The organism is Nocardia otitidiscaviarum NBRC 14405 (genome assembly GCF_000308635.1).
In the GTDB taxonomy this organism is placed as follows: domain Bacteria; phylum Actinomycetota; class Actinomycetes; order Mycobacteriales; family Mycobacteriaceae; genus Nocardia; species Nocardia otitidiscaviarum.
In genome coordinates, this window is the sequence record NZ_BAGD01000101.1 from 18,180 (window position 1) to 37,919 (window position 19,740).

Sequence of the window (19,740 nt, forward strand, 5' to 3'; positions counted from 1 at the left end):
TCGAATCCACGCCCGCGCCGGGCGGGAATGGATCTTCCCACATATTTGCTTTCTACAACTAGTTGTCTGATACAAATAGTTGTACAGCCCAAGCAAAGGAGGTGTGCCGAAATATGCCCGCATCCCCGGCTCCCGGCGTGGACGCGCCGTCAGCCGATATCCCCGAGGCGCTCATCGACGATGTCGCCCGGCAGCTCATCCGCCTGCACCGCCTGCGCGAGCGCACCAATGCGCAGATCGCCGTCGCCAGCGACGGCGAGGTGGAACCGGCCGCCTTCGCCATCCTGTTCCAGCTGATCTGCCAGGGACCGATGCGCTCGGGCACACTGGCCGAAACGCTCTACTCCGACGCCTCCACCGTCAGCCGGCAGGTCGCCACTCTGGTGAAGCGCGGTTTCCTGGAACGCCGCGCCGATCCCGCCGACGGGCGCGTCAGCGTCCTGTCCGTCACCGACGCCGGACGCGCGGTCGCAGCCGAGATCCGCGCCCGGCGCAATCAGTCGCTGCGACTCATGCTGGCCGACTGGACCAGCGCGGACCGCGAGACCTTCGCCGCGCTGCTGCGGCGCTTCGTGGACGACTACGAAACCACCCGCAGCGCCCTGCTCACCAGCCTTTTCCCGACTTCCCAAGCGGCAGAGAGACATTCGTGACAGCCACCACCGACACACCGAACTCCGCGGGTTTCACCCACAGACAGATCCTCACCATCCTCAGCGGGCTCATGCTCGGCATGCTGCTGGGTGCGCTGGACCAGACCATCGTCTCCACCTCCATCCGCACCATCGCCGATGACCTACAGGGGTATTCGCTCCAGGCGTGGGTGACCACCGCCTACCTGATCACCGCCACGCTGGCCACGCCGCTCTACGGCAAGCTCTCGGACATGTACGGGCGCAAGCCCTTCTACCTGGCGGCCATCACCCTGTTCATCGCGGGCTCGCTCATGTGCACCCTCGCCCAGTCGATGTACCAGCTCGCGGCGGCGCGGGCATTCCAGGGCCTGGGCGCGGGCGGGTTGATGTCGCTGGCGCTCACCATCCTCGGCGATATCGTCAGCCCCCGGGAACGCGCCCGCTACCAGGGCTACTTCCTGGCCGTCTTCGGCACCTCCAGCGTGGTGGGGCCGGTGCTGGGCGGCCTCATCTCCGGGCAGAACGAGATTCTCGGCATCACCGGCTGGCGCTGGGTGTTCCTGGTGAACGTGCCGATCGGCCTGGTGGCGCTGGCCGTGGTGTCGCGGGTGCTGCGGCTGCCCAAGGTGGAACGGTCCAGGGTGCCGGTCGACTGGTTCGGCGTGCTCATGCTCGCCATCGGCATCGTGCCGCTGCTGGTGGTGGCCGAGCAGGGCCGCGAATGGGGTTGGAGCAGTGGGGGTTCCCTGGCCTGCTACCTCATCGGCGCACTCGGCATCCTGGGCTTCATCGCGGTGGAGGCCCGGCAGGGCGATGCCGCGCTGATTCCGCTGCGCACCTTCAAGAACTCCACCTTCGCCTTGGGTGTGGTGATCTCCTTCGTGGTCGGCATGGCCATGTTCGGCGGCATCACGCTGCTGCCGCAGTACCTCCAGGTGGTGCAGGGCTCCAGTCCGACGCTGGCGGGCATGCAGATGCTGCCGCTGGTGCTGGGCATGATGACGGCCTCGATCATCTCCGGGCAGCTCATCTCGCGCACCGGGCGCTACCGCTGGTTCCCGCCCATCGGCGCTGTGCTGGTGACACTGGGCATGTTCCTGCTGCACCTCGTGTCCGCCGATACCGAGCTGTGGGTGGTCATGGTCTTCATGGCGATCACCGGTCTGGGCCTGGGCAATCTCATGCAGCCGCTGATGCTGGCCCTGCAGAACGCACTGCCGCCGAAGGATATGGGCGTCTCCACCGCGGCGGCGACCTTCTTCCGGCAGATCGGCGGCACGCTCGGCGTGGCGGTCTTCCTGTCCATTCTGTTCTCGCAGCTCACCCCGAACATCTCCGATGAGCTGCGGGCGGCGTCGGCGCGGCCGGAATTCCAGGCCGCGGTGGTAGCCGGTGCGCGCAGCGACAATCCGGCCGACCGGGCGCTGGCCACCGGGCTGGCCCGGCAGGATCACTCGGCGGCGGGTGAGGTCATGCAGGACAGCTCGATCATCCAGCAGCTGGATCCGACCCTGGCCGCACCGTTCAAGGCCGGATTCGCCGATGCCATGGACACCGTGTTCCTGGTGGCCGCCGGGGTGTCGGTGATCGCGCTGCTGCTGGTGGCGTTCTGGAAGGAGGTGCCGCTGCGCACGGCGGGCGGCATCCAGGCGCGCACCGAGGCCGAACGGACCGAGGCGGAGGTCACGGCGGCCGCCAAGACCATCGCCTAGCCGCGCACATCGGCCGGACACGCACATCGACGGACGAGGCCACGCCCGCGGCCGAGTCCAGGGCATAATACGACGCGTCCGGCGCGGATCCTCGGGTTCGCGCCGGATATGTGCGTTACTTGAGGACGCGCTCGCAGTTCCGCAGTTCACCGACAACAGTCGTTCGACCCGAGGATGTGATGCGGTATGTCCCCCCGTCAGCGTGTACGCACCGTCGGGATCGCCGTCTGTGGCGCGGCGGTCCTCGTCGTGGGTCCCGGATTGGCAACCGCCGCCACCGCGCACGCGGCGCCCGGGCTGGTGCTGACCGCCCCGGCGAATCCGAACTACCCGCTCGGCAGCGATCCCGGCCCGTCCGGGGAGCCGAAGAAGGACAAGAACATCGAGAAGGCCGAGAACCTGGGCGGCGGCTTGGCCACCAAGGTCATCGACACCATCGCGGGCGTGGCCAAATGCGGCATCTCCTTCGCGCTGGACTCGGTCAAGTGCAAGGTCTGATGGCCGTATCGAGCATCGTGCCCGTCGCGTCCCGCGGCGGGCACAGTTGTCTGCGCCGGGTTTCCGGGCCCGCTAGAGCAGGCTGGTCTGCCCGGCCTGCTCGTCCACCCGGCCCAGCAGTTCCGGGCCGTTGTTCTTCACGCTGTTCACCAGCATGGGCACCGGCCGCGCGATGATGTCCGCGATGTCTTGCGGGGCGGGCGTTTCCAGGAGTTCCGCGGGGGCCGGATGGTCCGGGTCCAGCCAGGCATCCCAGTGCGCGCGCGGCATGGGCAGCGGCATGCGGTCGTGGATCTCGGTGAGGTCGCCGACCGCGTCGGTGGTCAGGATGGTGCAGGAGAGCAGTGGTTCGGAATCCCGCACCTCGCGGTCGCGCCAGACCGACCACAGGCCCGCCATATAGAGCCGCTCACCGTCGGCACGCGACATGAAGAAGGGCCGTTTGACGGCCTTGCCCTGCTCGTTCACGTCGGTGACCCACTCGTACCAGCCGTCCATGGGCACCAGGCAGCGCCGCTTCTTCACCGCGTCGCGGAACGAGGCGGTGGTGGCGGCCTTGTCGGCGCGGGCGTTGAACAGCGGCTTGCCCTTGGCGGGCACGCCCGGCTCGGCGGCCTTGGTCCACGGCGGAATCAGGCCCCAGCGCATCATCCGGACGCGTAGTCGGGCGGCTTCCTCCGGATGTTCGCGGTCGTGCCGCTCCACCACCGTGACCACCTGATTCGTGGGGGCCACGTTGTAGTTGGGGGTTCCGGTGTCGTCGGTTTCGTCGATGGCGTCGAGCTCGACGGCCAGCGACGCCGGATTCGTCGTAGTCGCGTACCTACCGCACATGTGGACCATGCTGCCATCGGGCACCGACAGATGACGGGCATCGGCGTACCGTGGATGTGGCACACGTAACTGATGGCAATTGACTTCAGTTGACGGGTGTGAGACGTTCTCCCCATCACATTCTCACCAAGGGATCGCCGCACATCATGTCTACTACCGAAACCGCCGTCACCGAGCGGGACGAATCACTGACATCCGTCAACCCGGCCACCGGCGAAACGCTGGCCACGTACCGGATCGACGATGAGGACGCCGTGCGGGCGGCGGTCGCCAAGGCCCGTACCGCCGCCGCCACCTGGGGCACGCTCACCTACGACGAGCGCAAGAAATACCTGCTGCGTTGGACCAGCAAACTGGTCGAGAAGTCCGATGCGCTGTGCGAACTCATCCACGCGGAGAACGGCAAGCCGCGCGACGACGCCTTCCTCGAACTCATGCTGGCGCTCGAGCACATCTCCTGGGCGGCCAAGAACGCCGAGAAGGTGCTCAAGGCCAAGAAGGTCTCCCCCGGCGCGCTCATGGCGAACTTCTCCGCGCATCTGGAGCAGCGTCCGCTCGGCGTGATCGGCGTCATCGGTCCGTGGAACTACCCGGTGTACACCCCGAACGGCTCCATCGCGTACGCGCTGGCGGCCGGAAACACGGTGGTGTTCAAGCCGAGTGAGTTCTCCACCGGTATCGGCAACTTCTTCGCCGCCGCCTTCGCCGAGGCCAATCCGGAACTGCCGGACGGCGTGTTCACCACGGTCAACGGCTACGGCGCGACCGGTGCGGCGCTGGTGCGGGCCGGGGTCGACAAGATCGCCTTCACCGGTTCCACCGCCACCGGCAAGAAGATCATGGCCGCGGCGGCCGAGACGCTGACCCCGGTGCTGCTGGAGTGCGGCGGCAAGGACGCGGTGATCGTGGCCGCCGACGCCGACATCAAGGCCGCCGCCGATGCCGTGGCCTGGGGCGCGACCGCCAACAGCGGCCAGACCTGCGCCGGTGTCGAGCGCGTGTACGTGGACAGGTCCATTGCCGACGAGTTCGTCGCCGAGGTGAAGCGCATTCTCACCGAGATCAAGCCCGGCTCCGACGACAAGGCGTCCTACGGGCCGATGACCATGCCCGCGCAGATCGATATCGTGCGCCGCCATATCGAGGACGCGTTGAAGAACGGTGGCAAGGCGGTGCTGGGCGGGCCGGAGTCGGTCCAGGGTCCCTACATCGCGCCGGTCGTCATCGTGGACGCCGACGAATCCTCCGACGCCGTCTGTGAGGAGACCTTCGGCCCGACCGTCACCATCAAGACGGTCAACGGCGTCGACGAGGCCATCAAGCTCACCAACAACAACAAGTACGGCCTGGGCTCGGCGGTCTACTCCAAGAAGCAGGGCCTCGAGATCGCCCGCCGCCTGTCCGTGGGCTGCACCTCGGTGAACTCGGTGCTCGGCTTCGCCGCCATCGCCGCCCTGCCCTTCGGCGGCGTCGGTGACTCCGGCATCGGCCGCATCCACGGCGCGCCCGGCATGCTGGAATTCACCCGCCCGCACTCCATCGCGGTGCAGCGCTTCACCATCCCCGGCATGGCCCTGCTCTCCTACAGCCGCACCGACCGCACCATGAAACTCCTCCGCAAACTGGTCCCCTTCCTCCACGGCCGCCACAAGTAGCGCCGACCACTGCCAACCGGTCGCTCGATGTCGGCCCCCGAGGGCCGACATCGAGACGCGGAGCGGCGGATACGCTGCGGGATGCGAAGATGTGGGGGTGACTTTCTGGCCCGCGCCCCATGTCGATGTCCCCGTACAAGCGACCGTGACCCTGCCCGGATCGAAATCCATCACCAACCGTGCCCTGATCCTCGCCGCGCTGGCGGATCGGCCGTCCACCATCACCGGTGCGCTGCGCAGCCGGGACACCAACCTCATGATCGGCGCGCTGCGGGCCTTGGGCGTGGGAATCGAGGGGGACGGTGACACGCTGACGGTGACGCCCGCCGCCGAGCTCGGATCCGCGACGGTGGACTGCGGGCTGGCGGGGACGATCATGCGGTTCCTGCCGCCGGTGGCGGCGCTGGCGCGTGGGGACGTGGCCTTCGACGGGGACGAGCAGGCGCGGGTGCGGCCGCTGGGGACGATTCTCGACGCGCTGCGCACGCTGGGCGTCGACATCGACGGCAGCGCACTGCCTTTCGTGGTGCACGGCACCGGAACGCTGCGCGGCGGGCCGGTCACCATCGACGCCTCGGGGTCCTCGCAGTTCGTCTCCGGGCTGCTGCTGTCCGCGGCCCGGTTCGAGCAGGGCATCACCGTGCATCACCGGGGCGCGCCGCTGCCGTCCATGCCGCATATCGAGATGACCGTGCAGATGCTGCGGCAGGCCGATGTGCGGGTGGCCGCGCCCGAGGATCCGCGCCGACCGCAGACCTGGACGGTGGCGCCCGGTCCCATTCGCGCGGTGGACTGGGAGGTGGAACCGGATCTGTCCAATGCCACCCCGTTCCTGGCGGCGGCGGCCGTGACCGGCGGCGAGGTGAGCATTCCGCACTGGCCGCGGCTGACCACGCAGGCGGGTGACGTGATCCGCGAGATCCTGGTGCGGATGGGCGCGGAGGCCCGCTTCTACGACAGCACCCTGATCGTGCACGGCCCGGATCGGCTGGCGGGCATCGACATCGATCTGCACGATGTCGGCGAGCTGACCCCGACCGTGGCGGCGCTGGCCGCGCTGGCGGATTCGCCGTCGCGGCTGCGCGGCATCGCGCATCTGCGTGGACACGAAACCGATCGGCTGGCGGCGCTGTCCACCGAGATCAACCGGCTCGGCGGCAAGGTCACCGAGACCGAGGACGGCCTGATCATCGATCCCACCCCGCTCTCCGGCGGCGTCTGGCATTCCTACGCCGATCACCGGATGGCCACGGCCGGAGCGATTCTCGGCCTCGCCGTGCCCGGTATCGAGATCGAGGACATCGGCACCACCGCCAAGACCCTGCCGAACTTCGTGACCCTCTGGGAGGGCATGCTGGCCGACTCGGGAGTGGTCCGCTGAGGCGGCGCGAGTACGACGAATCCGATGTCCGGGTGCGCCCGGGCAAGGGTTCCCGTCCCCGCACCAAGACTCGGCCCCGGCATCTGGATGCCGCACCGGCCATGGTCGTCTCGGTCGACCGCGGCCGGTGGGGCTGTGTGCTCGACGGTGATCCGGAGCGGCTCATCGTGGCCATGCGCGCCCGCGAGCTCGGGCGCACCCCGATCGTGGTGGGCGATCAGGTGGATGTGGTCGGCGATCTCTCCGGCAAGCCGGATACCCTCGCCCGCATCGTCCGCGTGGCCGACCGTTCGACGGTATTGCGCCGCACCGCCGATGACACCGATCCGTTCGAACGAGTGGTGGTGGCCAATGCCGAACAGCTGTTCATCGTGGTGGCGCTGGCCGATCCGCCGCCCCGCACCGGCTTCGTCGAGCGCGCCATGGTGGCCGCGTATGTCGGTGGGCTGCAACCGATTCTGTGCCTGACCAAGCACGATCTGGTGGCGGAGTCCGAATTCGCGGCCGCCTTCGAGGATTTGGATCTCACGATCATCTACGGTGGAATCGAGGATCCGCTCGACCCGGTGCGAGAGCTGTTGCACGACAAGCTCACCGCCTTCATCGGCCACTCCGGCGTGGGTAAGTCGACGCTGGTGAATCGCCTCGTCCCGGACGCGGATCGAGCCACCGGCACGGTGTCCGGCGTGGGCAAGGGACGCCACACCTCCACCCAGTCGGTGGCGCTGCCGCTGCCGGACGGCGGGTGGGTCGTCGACACTCCCGGCCTGCGCTCCTTCGGCCTGGCGCACATCACCCCGGACGACGTCATCAAGGCGTTCTCCGACCTCTCCGAGGCCATCGAGGACTGTCCGCGCGGCTGCACCCATCTGGGCCCGCCCGCCGATCCCGAATGCGCCCTGGATCAGCTGCCCGGCACCCAGCGCCGGGTGGCCGCCATCCGGCTGCTGCTCACCGCGCTCAACTCCAACGATCCCTGGTTCCGCGGCCAGTCCGGCTGAATCAGTCTGGGGCCGTGTCGATTCCGGCGAGCAGCCAGCGCAGCGCCTGGGCGAAGGTCTCGTCGGATACCGAGGCGGGGTCGAGACGCCGCTGCTGCACGAGCCCGCGGAACAGGGCGAACACGATGGTGGCGAGCATATCGGCGGGTACCCGGTCCTGGAGGCCGCGCTCGGCGAGTTCGCCGGTCAGCAGGGCGGTCAGGCCGTCGAGCGGGCGACGCAGCTGGGCGGCGAGGGCGTCCATGGCGTCCGGATTGCGGATGGCGTAGAGCCAGAATTCGGCCTGCAGGGGTGCCCAGTCGCGGTCTTTGTCGGCCACGGCGACCAGCAGTTGGCCCAGGGCGGCGAGCGGATTCGCGTCGTCACCGTCGGCGAGCAGTCGCGCGGCCTGTTGGACGCGGCCCCCGGCGCGACTGGAGAGCAGTTCGGTGAAGAGTTTGTCCTTGCTGCCGAAGTTCGAATAGACCGCGCCGATCGAATAGCCCGCCGTCTCGGCGATCTCTTCCACGGACGCTCCGGCGAAACCCTTGCGCGCGAACACCTGTTCCGCCGCGTCGAGCAGGAGTTCTCGGGTGCGGGCCTTGGCGTCCGCGCGGCTCAGGCGCTTCCGTGCTACGTTGGCGTCGTCATTCACATAGTGAACGCTATTCGAGTAGCAGCGACTATTCAAGCAGACTATTCAAGCAAGGGATGCGCCATGTCCGCACACAGCTCCGAACCGCCCGTGACCACCACCCGGCTGGATCGCCGCCGCATGCTCGCCATGCTGGCCGCCGCCCCCGCCGCGGTGCCGATACTGCGGGGCGCGCTCGCACCCGCGGCACAGGCGGCACCGCCGGACCGGCCCAACATCCTGGTGGTCATGACCGATCAGGAACGAGCGGATGTGGTTCTGCCCCAGGGGTTCACGCTGCCCGCCAGTGACCGGCTGACGGCCCGGGGCGTGCGATTCGCCATGCACCACACCCCCACCGCTCCGTGCTCGCCCGCGCGCTCGGCCGTCTTCACCGGACTGCACGCCCCGGCGAGCGGCGTCAAAGACAATGTGCAGGGCAGTGAGGATCTGCTGGGTGCCGTGCTCGGCGCGGTGCAGACCTGGAATCCCGATCTCGACACCGCCATCCCCACCCTCGGCACCCTGCTCCGAGATGGCGGCTACCACACCGCGTACATCGGCAAATGGCATCTCTCCGGCTCCGTGGGACCGGAGCCGACGGCCTTGTCCGCGTACGGATTCGACGAGGCCATCGAAATCCTGGACGGCGGCGGCCCGAACGCGGGCCTGCACGAGGATCCGGTGGTCGTCGCCCATGCCACCGACTGGCTGCACCGGCACGGCGGCGACAGCAAGCCGTGGCTGTGCGTGGTGAGCATGGTGAATCCGCACGACATGATGTTCTGCCCACGCTTCTACCGCCTCGAGGACGTGCCGGATCACGGCGCGGAGGTGCCGCCGAACTTCGAATCCGACCTCTCCACCAAACCGCGCGTGCAGAGCACCTGGCGCGGCCTCAACGACCTGGTGGGCGGGGTGATGCCGACCGAGGTTGACTCCCCCGCCGCCCGGCAACAGTGGCGGCGGTGGGGCAACTGGTACCTCGAATTGCTGCGCCGCACCGACGAATTGACCGGTCGGGTGCTCGACGCCCTGGAGCACGGCGGGGCTGCCGCCGACACCGTGGTGGTACGGGTGGCCGACCACGGCGAACTCGGCGGCGCGCACGGGCTGCGCCAGAAGGGCGCGATGATCTACCGCGAGAACAATCGCGTGCCACTGGTCATCGCCGATCCGCGCCGCCCCGCCACGCACGGCAGCAGCACGCAGGCGCTCTCCTCCCATGTCGATCTGGTGCCGACCCTGGCGGCGCTGGCCGGAATCGGCAGCGCGGCAACGGGACCCGGCCGTGACCTGACTCCGCTGCTGACCGACCCGTCGGGCACCGTGCGCGACGCGCTGCTGCTGACCTCGGACGCGAAATCCAGTGGCGGACAACCGCCCGACAGCCGGTACTGCCTGCGGGGCACGATCACGCCCCGCTACAGCTTCGCCCGCTACTCCACACCCGACCGGATCGACGGCCCCCGCACCGCCTTCGAGTACGAGCTCTACGACCGCGTGGCGGATCCGCTGGAGCTGCGCAATCTGGCCTACGGCGGCGGCGCGTCGGCACTGGTCGACGAATTGAACGAACTCGTGGACGCCCTCATCGCCCAGGAACTGCACAAAGATATTCCTTGACAAGAATATTCTCTCGAGTGAATACTTCTGGTCATGGATCAGATCGCATCGGCACTCGGGGACGCGGCTCGCTGGCGCATGGTCGAACTCCTCGCCGAGCGGCCACGATCCGTCGGTGAGCTGGCTCAGCTGACCGGTCTGCGGCAGCCGCAGACCACGAAACACCTGCAAACCCTCGCCCGGGCGGGCCTCGTCACGGTGTTCCCGCTCGGGCAGCGGCGTGTCTACGCCCTCGACTCCCCGCCGCTGCGCGGGCTGGCACAGCGCCTACTGGACCTGGCCGACACCGCGGCGGCACACTCCGACGACCGCGCGGCGCTGGCCCACTACCGCACCGCGATCGACACGGAAACCCTTGCCGCACAGCGGGATCGGTGGGCCGACGGGCGCGACTTCGACTTCGAACGCACCCTCGCCGCGCCCCGCGACCTGGTCTGGCGGTACTGGACCGACGCCGAACTGCTCGGCTCCTGGTGGGTTCCACCGTCACTGACCGTCGCCGAATGCGTGCTGGAGCCGAGGCCGGGCGGGCGCACCGTCCTCGACTACCGCGACGCCGAGGGTCGGCACTACCGCTCCACGGGTCGGGTGGCGGCGGCCAACGCTCCCGAACACCTCGTCTTCGAGCTGTCGGTCCTGGACGACACCGGTGCGATCTCCTTCACCGGCCACTACGACCTGACCCTCACCGAGGTCGCGGACGGCACCCGCCTGCGACTCCATCTCAGCCTCACCGATACGGCCGTCGCGGCCGCCCCCTACATCGCCGGTATCGAAACCGGCTGGAACCAGGTGCTCGGCACGCTCGCCGACACCATCGCCACCCGACTCGCGAAGGAAGTACAGCCATGAGCACCACCCGTATCGTGACCGCCAACATCAGCCTCACCCTCGACGGGCGCTACAGCGGCCCCGGCGGACCCGGCGACCTGAGCGCGATCGTCCCCTATGCGGGCACCGACGTCGCCCGCGACCAGATGTCACGCATGTGCGAGAACGCCACCACGGCGGTGCTCGGCCGCGGCAATGCCGAAGGCTTCCTGGGCTACTGGCCCTCGGTCGCCGCCGACGAGAACGCCGATCCGCGCGACCGCGGCTACGCGAAGTGGCTGGTCGACACCGACAAGGTCGTCCTCTCCAGCACGCTGGACGACGCGCCGTGGGACCGCACCCGCGTGATGAACGCCCCGACCGCCGACGTCATCACGGAATTGAAGACGGAAGGCACCGGCGAGATTCTCGTCAACACCAGTCCGAGCGTGATCAAGCCACTACTCGCCGCGAATCTGCTCGATCGGCTGTATCTGGTGATCTGCCCGCAGATCGCCGGGGGCGGGCAGCGGCTGTTCGACGACGGCCTGCCGTCGTCGAAGTGGAAGCTGACATTCCAGGAGACCGGCGAATCGGGTGTGATGGCGGTGATCTACGACCGCGTGGCGGAGTAGAGAACTCCTTTCCACTTTCAACTTATAGCGGACCCCGGGGCTTGCGGCAAGGCCCCGGGGATGGCGCACAATCGCTGGCCGTGGCCGGAACCTGCGGAAATGTTCCGCTCGGGTACATCGGGCCACGGGAAGTGAGGGCGTGTGTCTGTGCAGGAGTTCGGGGCCGAGCTGCGGTCCGAGCAGGAGTACGTGGCCGGGCTGTACGCACGCCTCGACGCCGAGCGGGCGCGGGTGCGGGGCCGCTACGGCGCGGCGTTGCGGTCGCACGCCGGTGCGGCCGTGGACCGGGATGTCGAGGTACGCACGCTGGCCCGGGAGGCGACGCGGCTGGACGTGGCCGACAACGGGCTGTGCTTCGGCCGGATGGACGCGCTGTCGGGCGAGAGCACCTATGTCGGCCGGATCGGCATCTACGACGAGGACGACGCATTCGAGCCGCTCCTGCTGGATTGGCGGGCGCCGGCGGCGCGGGCGTTCTATGTGGCCACCGCCGCGCATCCGGAGAACATGCGCCGCCGTCGCCGATTCCACACGCGCGGACGGCAGGTGCTCGACTTCACCGATGACGTCTTCGGCCGTCCCGGTGGGGATGCGCGCGGCGATGCCGCGCTACTGGCGGCGGTGAACGCGCCGCGCGGTGCGGGCATGCGCGATATCGTCGCCACCATCCAGGCCGAGCAGGACGAGATCATCCGGCTCGACCATCCGGGCGTGCTGGTGATCGAGGGCGGCCCGGGGACCGGCAAGACCGTGGTGGCGCTGCACCGGGTGGCGTATCTGCTGTACACGCAGCGGCAGCAGCTGGAACGCCACGGGGTGCTGGTGGTCGGCCCCAATCCGGCGTTCCTGAATCACATCGACCGGGTGCTGCCGTCGCTGGGCGAATCCAGTGTGGTGTTCATGACGACCGGCGACTTCGTGCCCGGACTGCACGTCACCGCCGAGGACGCGCCGGAGGTCGCCCGGCGCAAGGGCGCGCTGCGCATGCTCGACGTGCTCGCGGCGGCGGTCGCGGATCGGCAGCGGCTGCCCGAGGAGCCGATGCCCATCCGGCTCGCCGATGTCACGGTGCGGATCGGGCGCGATATCGCGGAGTGGGCCCGTGACGAGGCGCGCGCGAGCGGACTGCCGCACAACGAGGCGCGGGCGGTGTTCCTGGATGTGCTCACCTGGGCGCTCACCGAACGGGCGCTCGGACGGATCGGCGACGGCTGGCTGACCCGCGACGATCGCGAGGCGTGGGAGCAGATGCGCGGCGACCTGCGCGCGGAGCTGGCGCGCGACGAGCGCTTCGGCGCGGCGGTGGACGAGCTGTGGCCGACGCTCACCCCGCAGCAGCTGCTGGCGCAGCTGTACACCTCCCCCGAGCGGCTGCGGGCGGCGGGCGCGGACCCGACGCTGTGGCGCGCCGACGGGGAGGCGTGGACGGTGTCGGATGTCCCGCTGCTCGACGAGCTGGTCGATCTGCTGGGCCACGACCGCTCCGCCGAGCAGGCCGCCGCCGAGCGGGAACGCCGGGCGCAGACCGAATACGCCGCGGGCGTCCTGGATCTCATGGTCGGGCGTGAGGACATGATGGACGACGAGGACCATCTGTTCGCCCAGGACCTGCTCTACGCCGAGGACCTGGCCGAGCGCTTTCTCGAGCGCGACACCCGCGAACTCGCCGAACGTGCTGCCGCGGACCGGGATTGGACCTACCGGCACATCGTGGTCGACGAGGCGCAGGAATTGTCCGAGCTGGACTGGCGGGTGCTCATGCGGCGGTGCCCGAGCCGGTCGTTCACGGTCGTCGGCGATCTCGCCCAGCGCCGGTCGGCGGCCGGGGCGAGATCCTGGGGCGCGATGCTGGAACCGTATGTGCCCGGCCGCTGGGCGTACCGGTCGCTGTCGGTGAACTACCGCACCCCGGCGGAGATCATGACGGTGGCCGCTGCCGTACTCGCCGAGTTCGCCCCGGACATCCGGCCGCCGGAGTCGGTCCGCGCCTGCGGGGTGCGGCCCTGGTCCCGGCGGGTCACCGCGGACGAACTGCCTACCGCCATCGCGGAATTCACGCGTGCCGAGGCCGACAGGGAAGGCACCAGCGTGGTGATCGGCCCGCCCGGAACACCCGGCGCGGTACCGGCATCGGAAACCAAGGGTCTGGAATTCGACGCCGTGCTGGTGGTGGAACCCGAACGCATCCTGGCCGACGGCCCGCGCGGCGCGGCCGAACTCTACGTCGCCCTCACCCGCGCGACCCAGCGCCTCGCCATCCTGCACCTCGAGCCCCTCCCGCGCGCCCTGGACGGTCTGACCGCGACCGTGGCACCCGTCCCCACGGCGCGTCCGGCCTGATCCGTCAGGCCGGGTTCGCCCACCCGGTTCGCGGATCGACCGCGCGGGGTGACACCCTGCGAGTGTCGTTGCCGGGAAAGACACCGGATGATGGCGGAGGGCGGCGGCCGCTGTGACGAGCGCGGCGGACACGCTGGCGGTCAGGGCGCAGGCGGGGCGGGTCGATCCGCTGCGGTATCCGCTGGTGCCGTGGCGGCCAGCGCCTGCGAGAAGGCTTGTAGGCGCGCGGTTTCGCGGTCGCGGTGCCAGATCAGGCCGAGCCGGGACGGGGGCAGGCCGGTGACCGGGACGTACCGCACGGGGCGGCGGCCGTGGTATTCGGCGGTGGAATCGCACAGCAGCAGCGCGCCGCGACCGGCCGACACCAGGGCCAGGCCCTCCTCCAGGGTGCCCACCGCCGGGCCCCGGGGTATCGGGCGGCCGGTCGGCGTGGTGGTCGGGGCCTGGACCGCACGCCAGTAGTCCGGGGCCGGGCCGCGCACGCCGATCAGCGCGGTCGCGGCCAGATCCTCGACCGCGACGCGGGCGCGGCGGGTGAACGGATGGCCGCTGGGCACCGCCACCGACACCGCCTGCGGCGAGAACACCTGTCCGAGCACGATTTCGGGCTCACGCACCGGAAGCAGGACGACCGCGGCGTCGACCTCGTGCCGGTACACCGCCCCGAAAGGGTCCGACAGCGGAATCTCGGTGAGCTCGATGGCGCAGTCCGGGTAGCGGGTGGTGAACAGCGCGATGGCGCTCACCAGATGTTCGTTTGTCGCCCCCTGGAAGCCGAGGCGCACCGTGCCCGACATGCCGCGGGCGGCGGCGCGGACGGTGTCGAGGGCGGCGTGCAGGGCCGTGTACGCGGGCCGCAGTTCGGCCAGGAACGCGACACCGAGCGGGGTCAGCCGCACCCGGCGGCTGGTGCGCTCCACCAGGGTGGCGCCGACCCGCTGTTCGAGTGAGCGCAGCAATTGGCTCACCCGGCTCTGCGACAGGTAGAGCCGGGCACCGGCGCGGCCGAAGTGCAGCTCGTCGGCCAGGGCCAGGAATGCCTCGAGTTCCCGGACGTCCAGGCTGCCCATATGTTCTCCCGACCCTCGCCGACGATTCATTAGCCCGGCTCATGGAACCGTGAGCACTTCGCCGTTGTTCCCGGCCGTCGCGGGCAGTTGGCTGGAGCCATGGAGCATGTCGAGGAAGTCGCGAAGACAGCTGTAGCCCAGTGCAATTCGGCCCAGCCGCGGTATTGGGCCGGGGTGGCCGCCCTGGCCGGGGGCACCTTCACGGTGGTCACCTCGGAGATGCTGCCGGTGGGACTGCTGACGCCGATGAGCGAGGCGCTGCGCATCAGCGCCGGCACCGCCGGACTGTCGCTGACCGTGACCGGCCTGGTCGCCGCCGTCTCGGCGCCGCTGCTGACCGCGTGGGGCGGGCGGTTCGATCGGCGCACCATGCTGGCGGCGCTCATGGCGGTGGTGCTGCTGGGCAATCTCGGCACCGCATGGGCCCCGGGTCCGGTCGCGCTGATCGCGGCGCGCGTACTGGTCGGGGTCGGCATGGGTGGGGTCTGGGCGATCGCGGCGGGACTGGCCGTGCGTCTGGTGCCGCCGAGGTCGGTGGGGTCCGCCACCGCGCTGGTGTTCAGCGGTGTCGCGGTGGCCTCGGTGCTCGGCGTTCCGGCGGGGACGTTCATCGGGGCGGTCGCCGGGTGGCGGGCGGCCTTCGCTGTGGTCGCGGGCCTGGGGCTGCTGGTCGGCGCGGCCATGCTGGCCTGCCTGCCGAAACTGCCCGCCGAACAGGCGGTTTCGCTGCGCGCCGCACTGGGCCGGGCGCGAATTCCGCGGGTGCGCACCGGTTTGGTGGTGATCGCCTTCCTGGTGACCGGGCATTTCGCGGCCTACACCTATATCCGCCCGGTGCTGGAGAGCCGGGCGCACGCGGGCGCGAGCCTGGTGTCGACACTGCTGCTGGTCTACGGAATCACCGGCGTCCTGGGCAATTTCGCCTCAGGCGCACTGGCGGCCCGGTCCCCGCGCCGCACCCTGATGGTCATCGCCACGACACTCGGCGCGACGGTGTCGCTGCTGCCGGTGCTGGGTGCGGCGCTGCCCGCCGCGGTGCTGCTGGTGGCGGTGTGGGGGCTGGCGTACGGCGGCGTCTCGGTGAGCGCCCAGCTGTGGTTGGCGGCCGCGGATCCCACGGCGCGGGAGAGCGTATCGGCGTTGTTCGTCGCGGTCTTCAATGCGGCCATCGCGGCGGGCGCGCTGCTCGGCGGACTGGTGACTGATCGCCTCGGCGTGGCGGCGGCCATGGTTGTGGGCGGTTTGTTCGGATTCGCCGCACTACTCGCGGCGGCAACGGGCCACGCCCCGGCGAGTCCTCGACCCTGACCGCGCCCGCGATGTTTCGATAGGGACCGATAGGTATGCGGTACAGCACAATCCGAGGAGATCCGATTATGCGTAGCACCCGCTTCACTCGTCGTATCAGCGTCACCATCGCGGCCACCGCGGCGATCATCGGTATCGCGAACGGCCCCGCCACCGCCGCACCGGAACTCGACTGGACCACGGCGGTCACCGAACTGCGCACCGCGGCGGCCGGGAATCCCGCCGCCGAACAGGCCGTGGACCGCCTGCTCGCATCCGGACAGTCCGCCACCGAGGTGGCGCTGCCCGCCCAGCCGTTCCAGATTCCGGCACAGTCGGATATCGGCCGTGGCAACGGCCCCGGCGTCTACGGTTCGGGCATCGCGCTCGGCATCGACGGCTTCCGCTTCGGCTTCTTCGGCGGCCCGGGCACCATCGCGCCCGATCAAGGCGGCGCCAAACTCGAAGTGGTGTGGATCAATCTGTCCAATGGCCGCAGCGGCACCAACGTCCTGACCGAACACCAGGACATTCCGGTGGACACCACCATCCGCACCGCCGTCCTCGATCCGGGGCCGGGTCTGATCGTCGCCGCCGTGTACGGCAGCCTCTGGCACCGCTGGTCGGTCCCCGTCAGCGACGCCCACCCCGACGGCTACCAGTACCAGCTGGGCACCATCTCGGTCCCGTCCTTCGGCGCGGTCTACAACTGACCCGCGCGGCGTCGATCCGATAGCCGACGAGGGCGTCCGAGCCGCGGCTCGGACGCCCTCGTCATCGGTGGAATCAGCGGCGGCGCTTGGACTTCGGGGCCTTGTCGTGCTTGCTCGCGGCCCGGGCGGCCTCGCGGCGCTCCCGGCGGGTGCCGGTGGTGGTCGCGGCGTGCCCGTATTCCTCGGCATCGCTGTGGACGGCCGCGTGGCCGCCCTCGTCCGGACCGGAGTAGCTGAACGCACGGGATCCGGCGGAGTCGTCGATACCCTTGGCGCGCAGCGCCGCCGGAGCGCCGTTGGCGGCCGGGGCGGGCTGTTCGACGGGCTGCGGACGGGAGCCGACCGGCGACTGCAGGCCCGGCGCCACGTTCACACCGGCGGGCTGCGGCGCCTGCACCTCGACCTGGAGGTTGAACAGGAAGCCGACCGACTCCTCCTTCAGACCGTCGAGCATGGCGGTGAACATGTCGAAGCCCTCGCGCTGGTACTCGACCAGCGGATCGCGCTGCGCCATGGCGCGCAGGCCGATGCCCTCCTTGAGGTAGTCCATCTCGTAGAGGTGTTCGCGCCACTTGCGGTCCAGCACGCTCAGCAGCACCTGGCGTTCCAGATTGCGCATGCTGCCCTCGCCCGCGAGGCCGTCGATCTCGGCTTCGCGCTTCTCGTAGGCGGTGTGCGCGTCGTCGAGGATGGCGTCCAGCAGTTCGTCGCGGTCCAGGTCGCCGACCTCGCCGTGCTCGGACTCACCGGTTAGATCGCGGTAGTCGATGCTGATCGGGTAGAGCGTCTTCAGGGCCGTCCAGAGCTTGTCCAGATCCCAGTCCTCGACATAGCCCTCGGCGGTGGCCGCGTTCACGTAGTCGGTGATGACGTCGGTGATCATCTCCTGCACCTGGCCCTCCATATCCTCACCCTCGAGGATGCGGGCACGCTCGGCGTAGATCACCGTGCGCTGCTGGTTCATGACCTCGTCGTACTTGAGGACGTTCTTGCGGATCTCGAAGTTCTGCTGCTCGACCTGGGTCTGCGCCGACTTGATGGCCCGCGAGACCATCTTGGCCTCGATCGGCACGTCGTCGGGCAGGTTGAGCCGGGTCATGATCGACTCCAGCGCCGCGCCGTTGAAGCGTCGCATGAGCTCGTCGCCCAGCGACAGGTAGAAGCGGGACTCGCCCGGGTCGCCCTGACGGCCGGAGCGGCCGCGCAGCTGGTTGTCGATACGCCGCGACTCGTGGCGCTCGGTGCCGAGCACGTACAGCCCGCCGGCCTCGCGCACCGCCTCGGCATCCGCCTCGGTCTGCTGCTTGACCCGTTCGAGGGTGCCGTGCCAGGCGGCCTCGTACTCGTCCGGAGTCTCCACCGGGTCCAGGCCCTGCTTGCGCAGCAGGATGTCGGCGATGATGTCCGGGTTGCCGCCGAGCACGATATCGGTACCGCGACCGGCCATATTGGTGGCGACGGTGACCGCGCCGGGCCGCCCGGCCTCGGCGATGATGGTGGCTTCCTGCTCGTGGAACTTGGCATTGAGCACGTTGTGCGGGATGCCGCGCTTGGTCAGCAGCTTGGACAGGTACTCCGAGCGCTCCACCGAGGTGGTGCCGACCAGCACCGGCTGACCCGCCTCGTGCTTCTCGGCGATGTCGTCGGCGACCGCGGCGTACTTGGACTCCTCGGTCTTGTAGATGAGGTCGGCCTGATCCTTGCGGACCATCGGCTTGTTGGTGGGGATCGGCACCACGCCGAGGTTGTAGATCTGGTGCAGCTCGGCCGCCTCGGTCTCGGCGGTACCGGTCATGCCGGAGAGCTTGTCGTAGAGGCGGAAGTAGTTCTGCAGCGTGATGGTGGCGAGGGTCTGGTTCTCGGGCTGGATCTCCACGCCCTCCTTGGCCTCGATGGCCTGGTGCATGCCCTCGTTGTAGCGGCGGCCCACCAGGATGCGGCCGGTGAACTCGTCGACGATGATCACTTCGCCGTTGCGGACGATGTAGTCCTTGTCCTTGGTGTACAGCTCCTTGGCCTTGATGGCGTTGTTCAGGTAGCTGACCAGCGGCGAGTTGGCCGCCTCGTACAGGTTGTCGATGCCGAGCTGATCCTCGACGAATTCGACGCCCGCCTCGTGCACGCCGATGGTGCGCTTCTTGATGTCGACCTCGTAGTGCAGGTCCTTCTTGAGCAGCGGCGCGATGCGGGCGAACTCCGCGTACCACTTCGAGGAGGCGTCGGCCGGGCCCGAGATGATGAGCGGGGTGCGGGCCTCGTCGATGAGGATGGAGTCGACCTCGTCGACCACGGCGAAGTTGTGCCCGCGCTGGACCAGATCGTCCAGCGAGTGGGTCATGTTGTCGCGCAGGTAGTCGAAGCCGAACTCGTTGTTGGTGCCGTAGGTGATGTCCGCGGCGTAGGCCGCGCGGCGCTCGGCCGGGGTCATGCCCGACAGGATCACGCCGACCTCGAGGCCGAGGAAGCGGTGCACGCGGCCCATCCACTCGGCGTCGCGCCGGGCCAGGTAGTCGTTGACCGTGACCACGTGCACGCCCTCGCCGCTGATGGCGTTGAGGTAGGCGGGCAGCACACAGGTGAGGGTCTTGCCCTCACCGGTCTTCATCTCGGCGATATTGCCGATGTGCAGGGCCGCGCCACCCATGATCTGCACCTTGTAGTGCTTCTGGTTGAGCACGCGCCAGGACGCCTCGCGGGCCACCGCGAACGCTTCCAACAGCAGTTCGTCGAGGGTTTCCCCGTCGGCGTAGCGCTGTTTGAACTCGTCGGTCTTGGCGCGCAGCTCGGCGTCGCCGAGGGCCTCGAATTCCTCGTCGAGGGCGATGACCTCGTCCGCCAGATGCGACAGCCGCTTGACCGTGCGACCCTCACCAATCCGTAGCAACCTCGAAAGTGTCAGCGCAGGCACGGGCTCAGTCAGTCCTCTGGTA

General features: G+C 69.3%; 16 protein-coding genes. 12 read left to right on the top strand and 4 right to left on the bottom strand.

Features of this window, described 5'->3' with window-relative positions:
- The first annotated feature begins 113 nt into the window (after positions 1-113).
- From ON31_RS22790 to ON31_RS22800, 3 genes are all read left to right on the top strand, one after another.
- Positions 114-653, top strand: a complete 540-nt coding sequence (locus tag ON31_RS22790; protein ID WP_051037627.1) for a MarR family winged helix-turn-helix transcriptional regulator — start codon at positions 114-116, stop codon at positions 651-653.
- Positions 650-2,347: an MDR family MFS transporter gene (locus ON31_RS22795; protein WP_039816662.1), complete on the top strand. Its 1,698-nt coding sequence runs from the start codon at positions 650-652 to the stop codon at positions 2,345-2,347. Before ON31_RS22790 ends, ON31_RS22795 begins: the two co-directional genes overlap by 4 nt.
- Positions 2,348-2,533: 186 nt before the next feature.
- Positions 2,534-2,845, top strand: a complete 312-nt coding sequence (locus ON31_RS22800) for a hypothetical protein (protein ID WP_029931602.1) — start codon at positions 2,534-2,536, stop codon at positions 2,843-2,845.
- A gap of 72 nt (positions 2,846-2,917) precedes the next feature.
- Here the strand turns inward: ON31_RS22800 and ON31_RS22805 are convergent, their stop codons facing one another.
- Positions 2,918-3,679: an SOS response-associated peptidase gene (locus ON31_RS22805; RefSeq protein WP_051037634.1), complete on the bottom strand. Its 762-nt coding sequence runs from the start codon at positions 3,677-3,679 to the stop codon at positions 2,918-2,920.
- 146 nt (positions 3,680-3,825) lie between these two features.
- On the opposite strand from ON31_RS22805, the gene ON31_RS22810 reads away from it, so the two are divergent.
- The 3 genes from ON31_RS22810 to rsgA all read left to right on the top strand — a co-directional run bounded on the left by ON31_RS22810 (position 3,826) and on the right by rsgA (position 7,716).
- The gene (locus tag ON31_RS22810; RefSeq protein WP_039816665.1) at positions 3,826-5,334 is read left to right on the top strand and encodes an aldehyde dehydrogenase family protein; all 1,509 of its coding nucleotides are present in this window, start codon (positions 3,826-3,828) and stop codon (positions 5,332-5,334) included.
- A gap of 97 nt (positions 5,335-5,431) precedes the next feature.
- Entirely contained in the window at positions 5,432-6,715 is a 1,284-nt protein-coding gene (aroA, locus tag ON31_RS22815) for a 3-phosphoshikimate 1-carboxyvinyltransferase (protein ID WP_081592668.1), read from the top strand.
- Positions 6,712-7,716: a ribosome small subunit-dependent GTPase A gene (gene rsgA, locus ON31_RS22820; protein ID WP_029931598.1), complete on the top strand. Its 1,005-nt coding sequence runs from the start codon at positions 6,712-6,714 to the stop codon at positions 7,714-7,716. The genes aroA and rsgA overlap by 4 nt, the downstream gene beginning before the upstream one ends.
- Before the next feature lies 1 nt (position 7,717).
- On the opposite strand, the gene ON31_RS22825 is transcribed toward rsgA, so the two are convergent.
- Positions 7,718-8,350 carry a TetR/AcrR family transcriptional regulator gene (locus ON31_RS22825; RefSeq protein WP_039816667.1) on the bottom strand — a complete coding sequence of 211 codons (633 nt, stop codon included), beginning with the start codon at positions 8,348-8,350 and terminating at the stop codon, positions 7,718-7,720.
- Positions 8,351-8,413: 63 nt separating this feature from the next.
- Here ON31_RS22825 and ON31_RS22830 point away from each other — a divergent pair, with 63 nt between their 5' ends.
- From ON31_RS22830 to helR, 4 genes are all read left to right on the top strand, one after another.
- Complete coding sequence (locus ON31_RS22830) at positions 8,414-9,955, top strand: sulfatase family protein (RefSeq protein WP_039816668.1); 1,542 nt, start codon at positions 8,414-8,416, stop codon at positions 9,953-9,955.
- Positions 9,956-9,988: 33 nt separating this feature from the next.
- Positions 9,989-10,807, top strand: coding sequence for a metalloregulator ArsR/SmtB family transcription factor (locus ON31_RS22835; protein ID WP_039816669.1), 819 nt, complete (start codon positions 9,989-9,991; stop codon positions 10,805-10,807).
- Complete coding sequence (locus ON31_RS22840) at positions 10,804-11,400, top strand: dihydrofolate reductase family protein (RefSeq protein ID WP_039816671.1); 597 nt, start codon at positions 10,804-10,806, stop codon at positions 11,398-11,400. The genes ON31_RS22835 and ON31_RS22840 overlap by 4 nt, the downstream gene beginning before the upstream one ends.
- A gap of 141 nt (positions 11,401-11,541) precedes the next feature.
- Positions 11,542-13,740, top strand: coding sequence for an RNA polymerase recycling motor ATPase HelR (gene helR, locus ON31_RS22845; RefSeq protein WP_172544770.1), 2,199 nt, complete (start codon positions 11,542-11,544; stop codon positions 13,738-13,740).
- 140 nt (positions 13,741-13,880) lie between these two features.
- Here the strand turns inward: helR and ON31_RS22850 are convergent, their stop codons facing one another.
- Complete coding sequence (locus ON31_RS22850; protein ID WP_051037628.1) at positions 13,881-14,810, bottom strand: LysR family transcriptional regulator; 930 nt, start codon at positions 14,808-14,810, stop codon at positions 13,881-13,883.
- Between the two features lie 99 nt (positions 14,811-14,909).
- On the opposite strand from ON31_RS22850, the gene ON31_RS22855 reads away from it, so the two are divergent.
- The gene (locus ON31_RS22855; RefSeq protein ID WP_081592664.1) at positions 14,910-16,118 is read left to right on the top strand and encodes an MFS transporter; all 1,209 of its coding nucleotides are present in this window, start codon (positions 14,910-14,912) and stop codon (positions 16,116-16,118) included.
- Positions 16,119-16,186: 68 nt separating this feature from the next.
- Positions 16,187-16,810: a hypothetical protein gene (locus tag ON31_RS22860; protein WP_039816676.1), complete on the top strand. Its 624-nt coding sequence runs from the start codon at positions 16,187-16,189 to the stop codon at positions 16,808-16,810.
- A 73-nt stretch (positions 16,811-16,883) separates the two neighbouring features.
- Here ON31_RS22860 and secA read toward each other — a convergent pair whose 3' ends face one another.
- On the bottom strand, positions 16,884-19,718 hold the full coding sequence (secA, locus tag ON31_RS22865) for a preprotein translocase subunit SecA (protein ID WP_039816678.1): 2,835 nt from the start codon (positions 19,716-19,718) through the stop codon (positions 16,884-16,886).
- Positions 19,719-19,740: the final 22 nt, after the last annotated feature.

Bases quoted from the DNA above. Each gene is read 5' to 3' on its own strand.
- ON31_RS22790 (WP_051037627.1), top strand. From the start codon at position 114: ATGCCCGCATCCCCGGCTCCCGGCGTGGACGCGCCGTCAGCCGATATC.
- ON31_RS22800 (WP_029931602.1), top strand. From the start codon at position 2,534: ATGTCCCCCCGTCAGCGTGTACGCACCGTCGGGATCGCCGTCTGTGGC.
- ON31_RS22805 (WP_051037634.1), bottom strand. From the start codon at position 3,679: ATGTGCGGTAGGTACGCGACTACGACGAATCCGGCGTCGCTGGCCGTC.
- ON31_RS22810 (WP_039816665.1), top strand. From the start codon at position 3,826: ATGTCTACTACCGAAACCGCCGTCACCGAGCGGGACGAATCACTGACA.
- ON31_RS22830 (WP_039816668.1), top strand. From the start codon at position 8,414: ATGTCCGCACACAGCTCCGAACCGCCCGTGACCACCACCCGGCTGGAT.
- ON31_RS22835 (WP_039816669.1), top strand. From the start codon at position 9,989: ATGGATCAGATCGCATCGGCACTCGGGGACGCGGCTCGCTGGCGCATG.
- ON31_RS22840 (WP_039816671.1), top strand. From the start codon at position 10,804: ATGAGCACCACCCGTATCGTGACCGCCAACATCAGCCTCACCCTCGAC.
- ON31_RS22850 (WP_051037628.1), bottom strand. From the start codon at position 14,810: ATGGGCAGCCTGGACGTCCGGGAACTCGAGGCATTCCTGGCCCTGGCC.
- ON31_RS22855 (WP_081592664.1), top strand. From the start codon at position 14,910: ATGGAGCATGTCGAGGAAGTCGCGAAGACAGCTGTAGCCCAGTGCAAT.
- ON31_RS22860 (WP_039816676.1), top strand. From the start codon at position 16,187: ATGCGTAGCACCCGCTTCACTCGTCGTATCAGCGTCACCATCGCGGCC.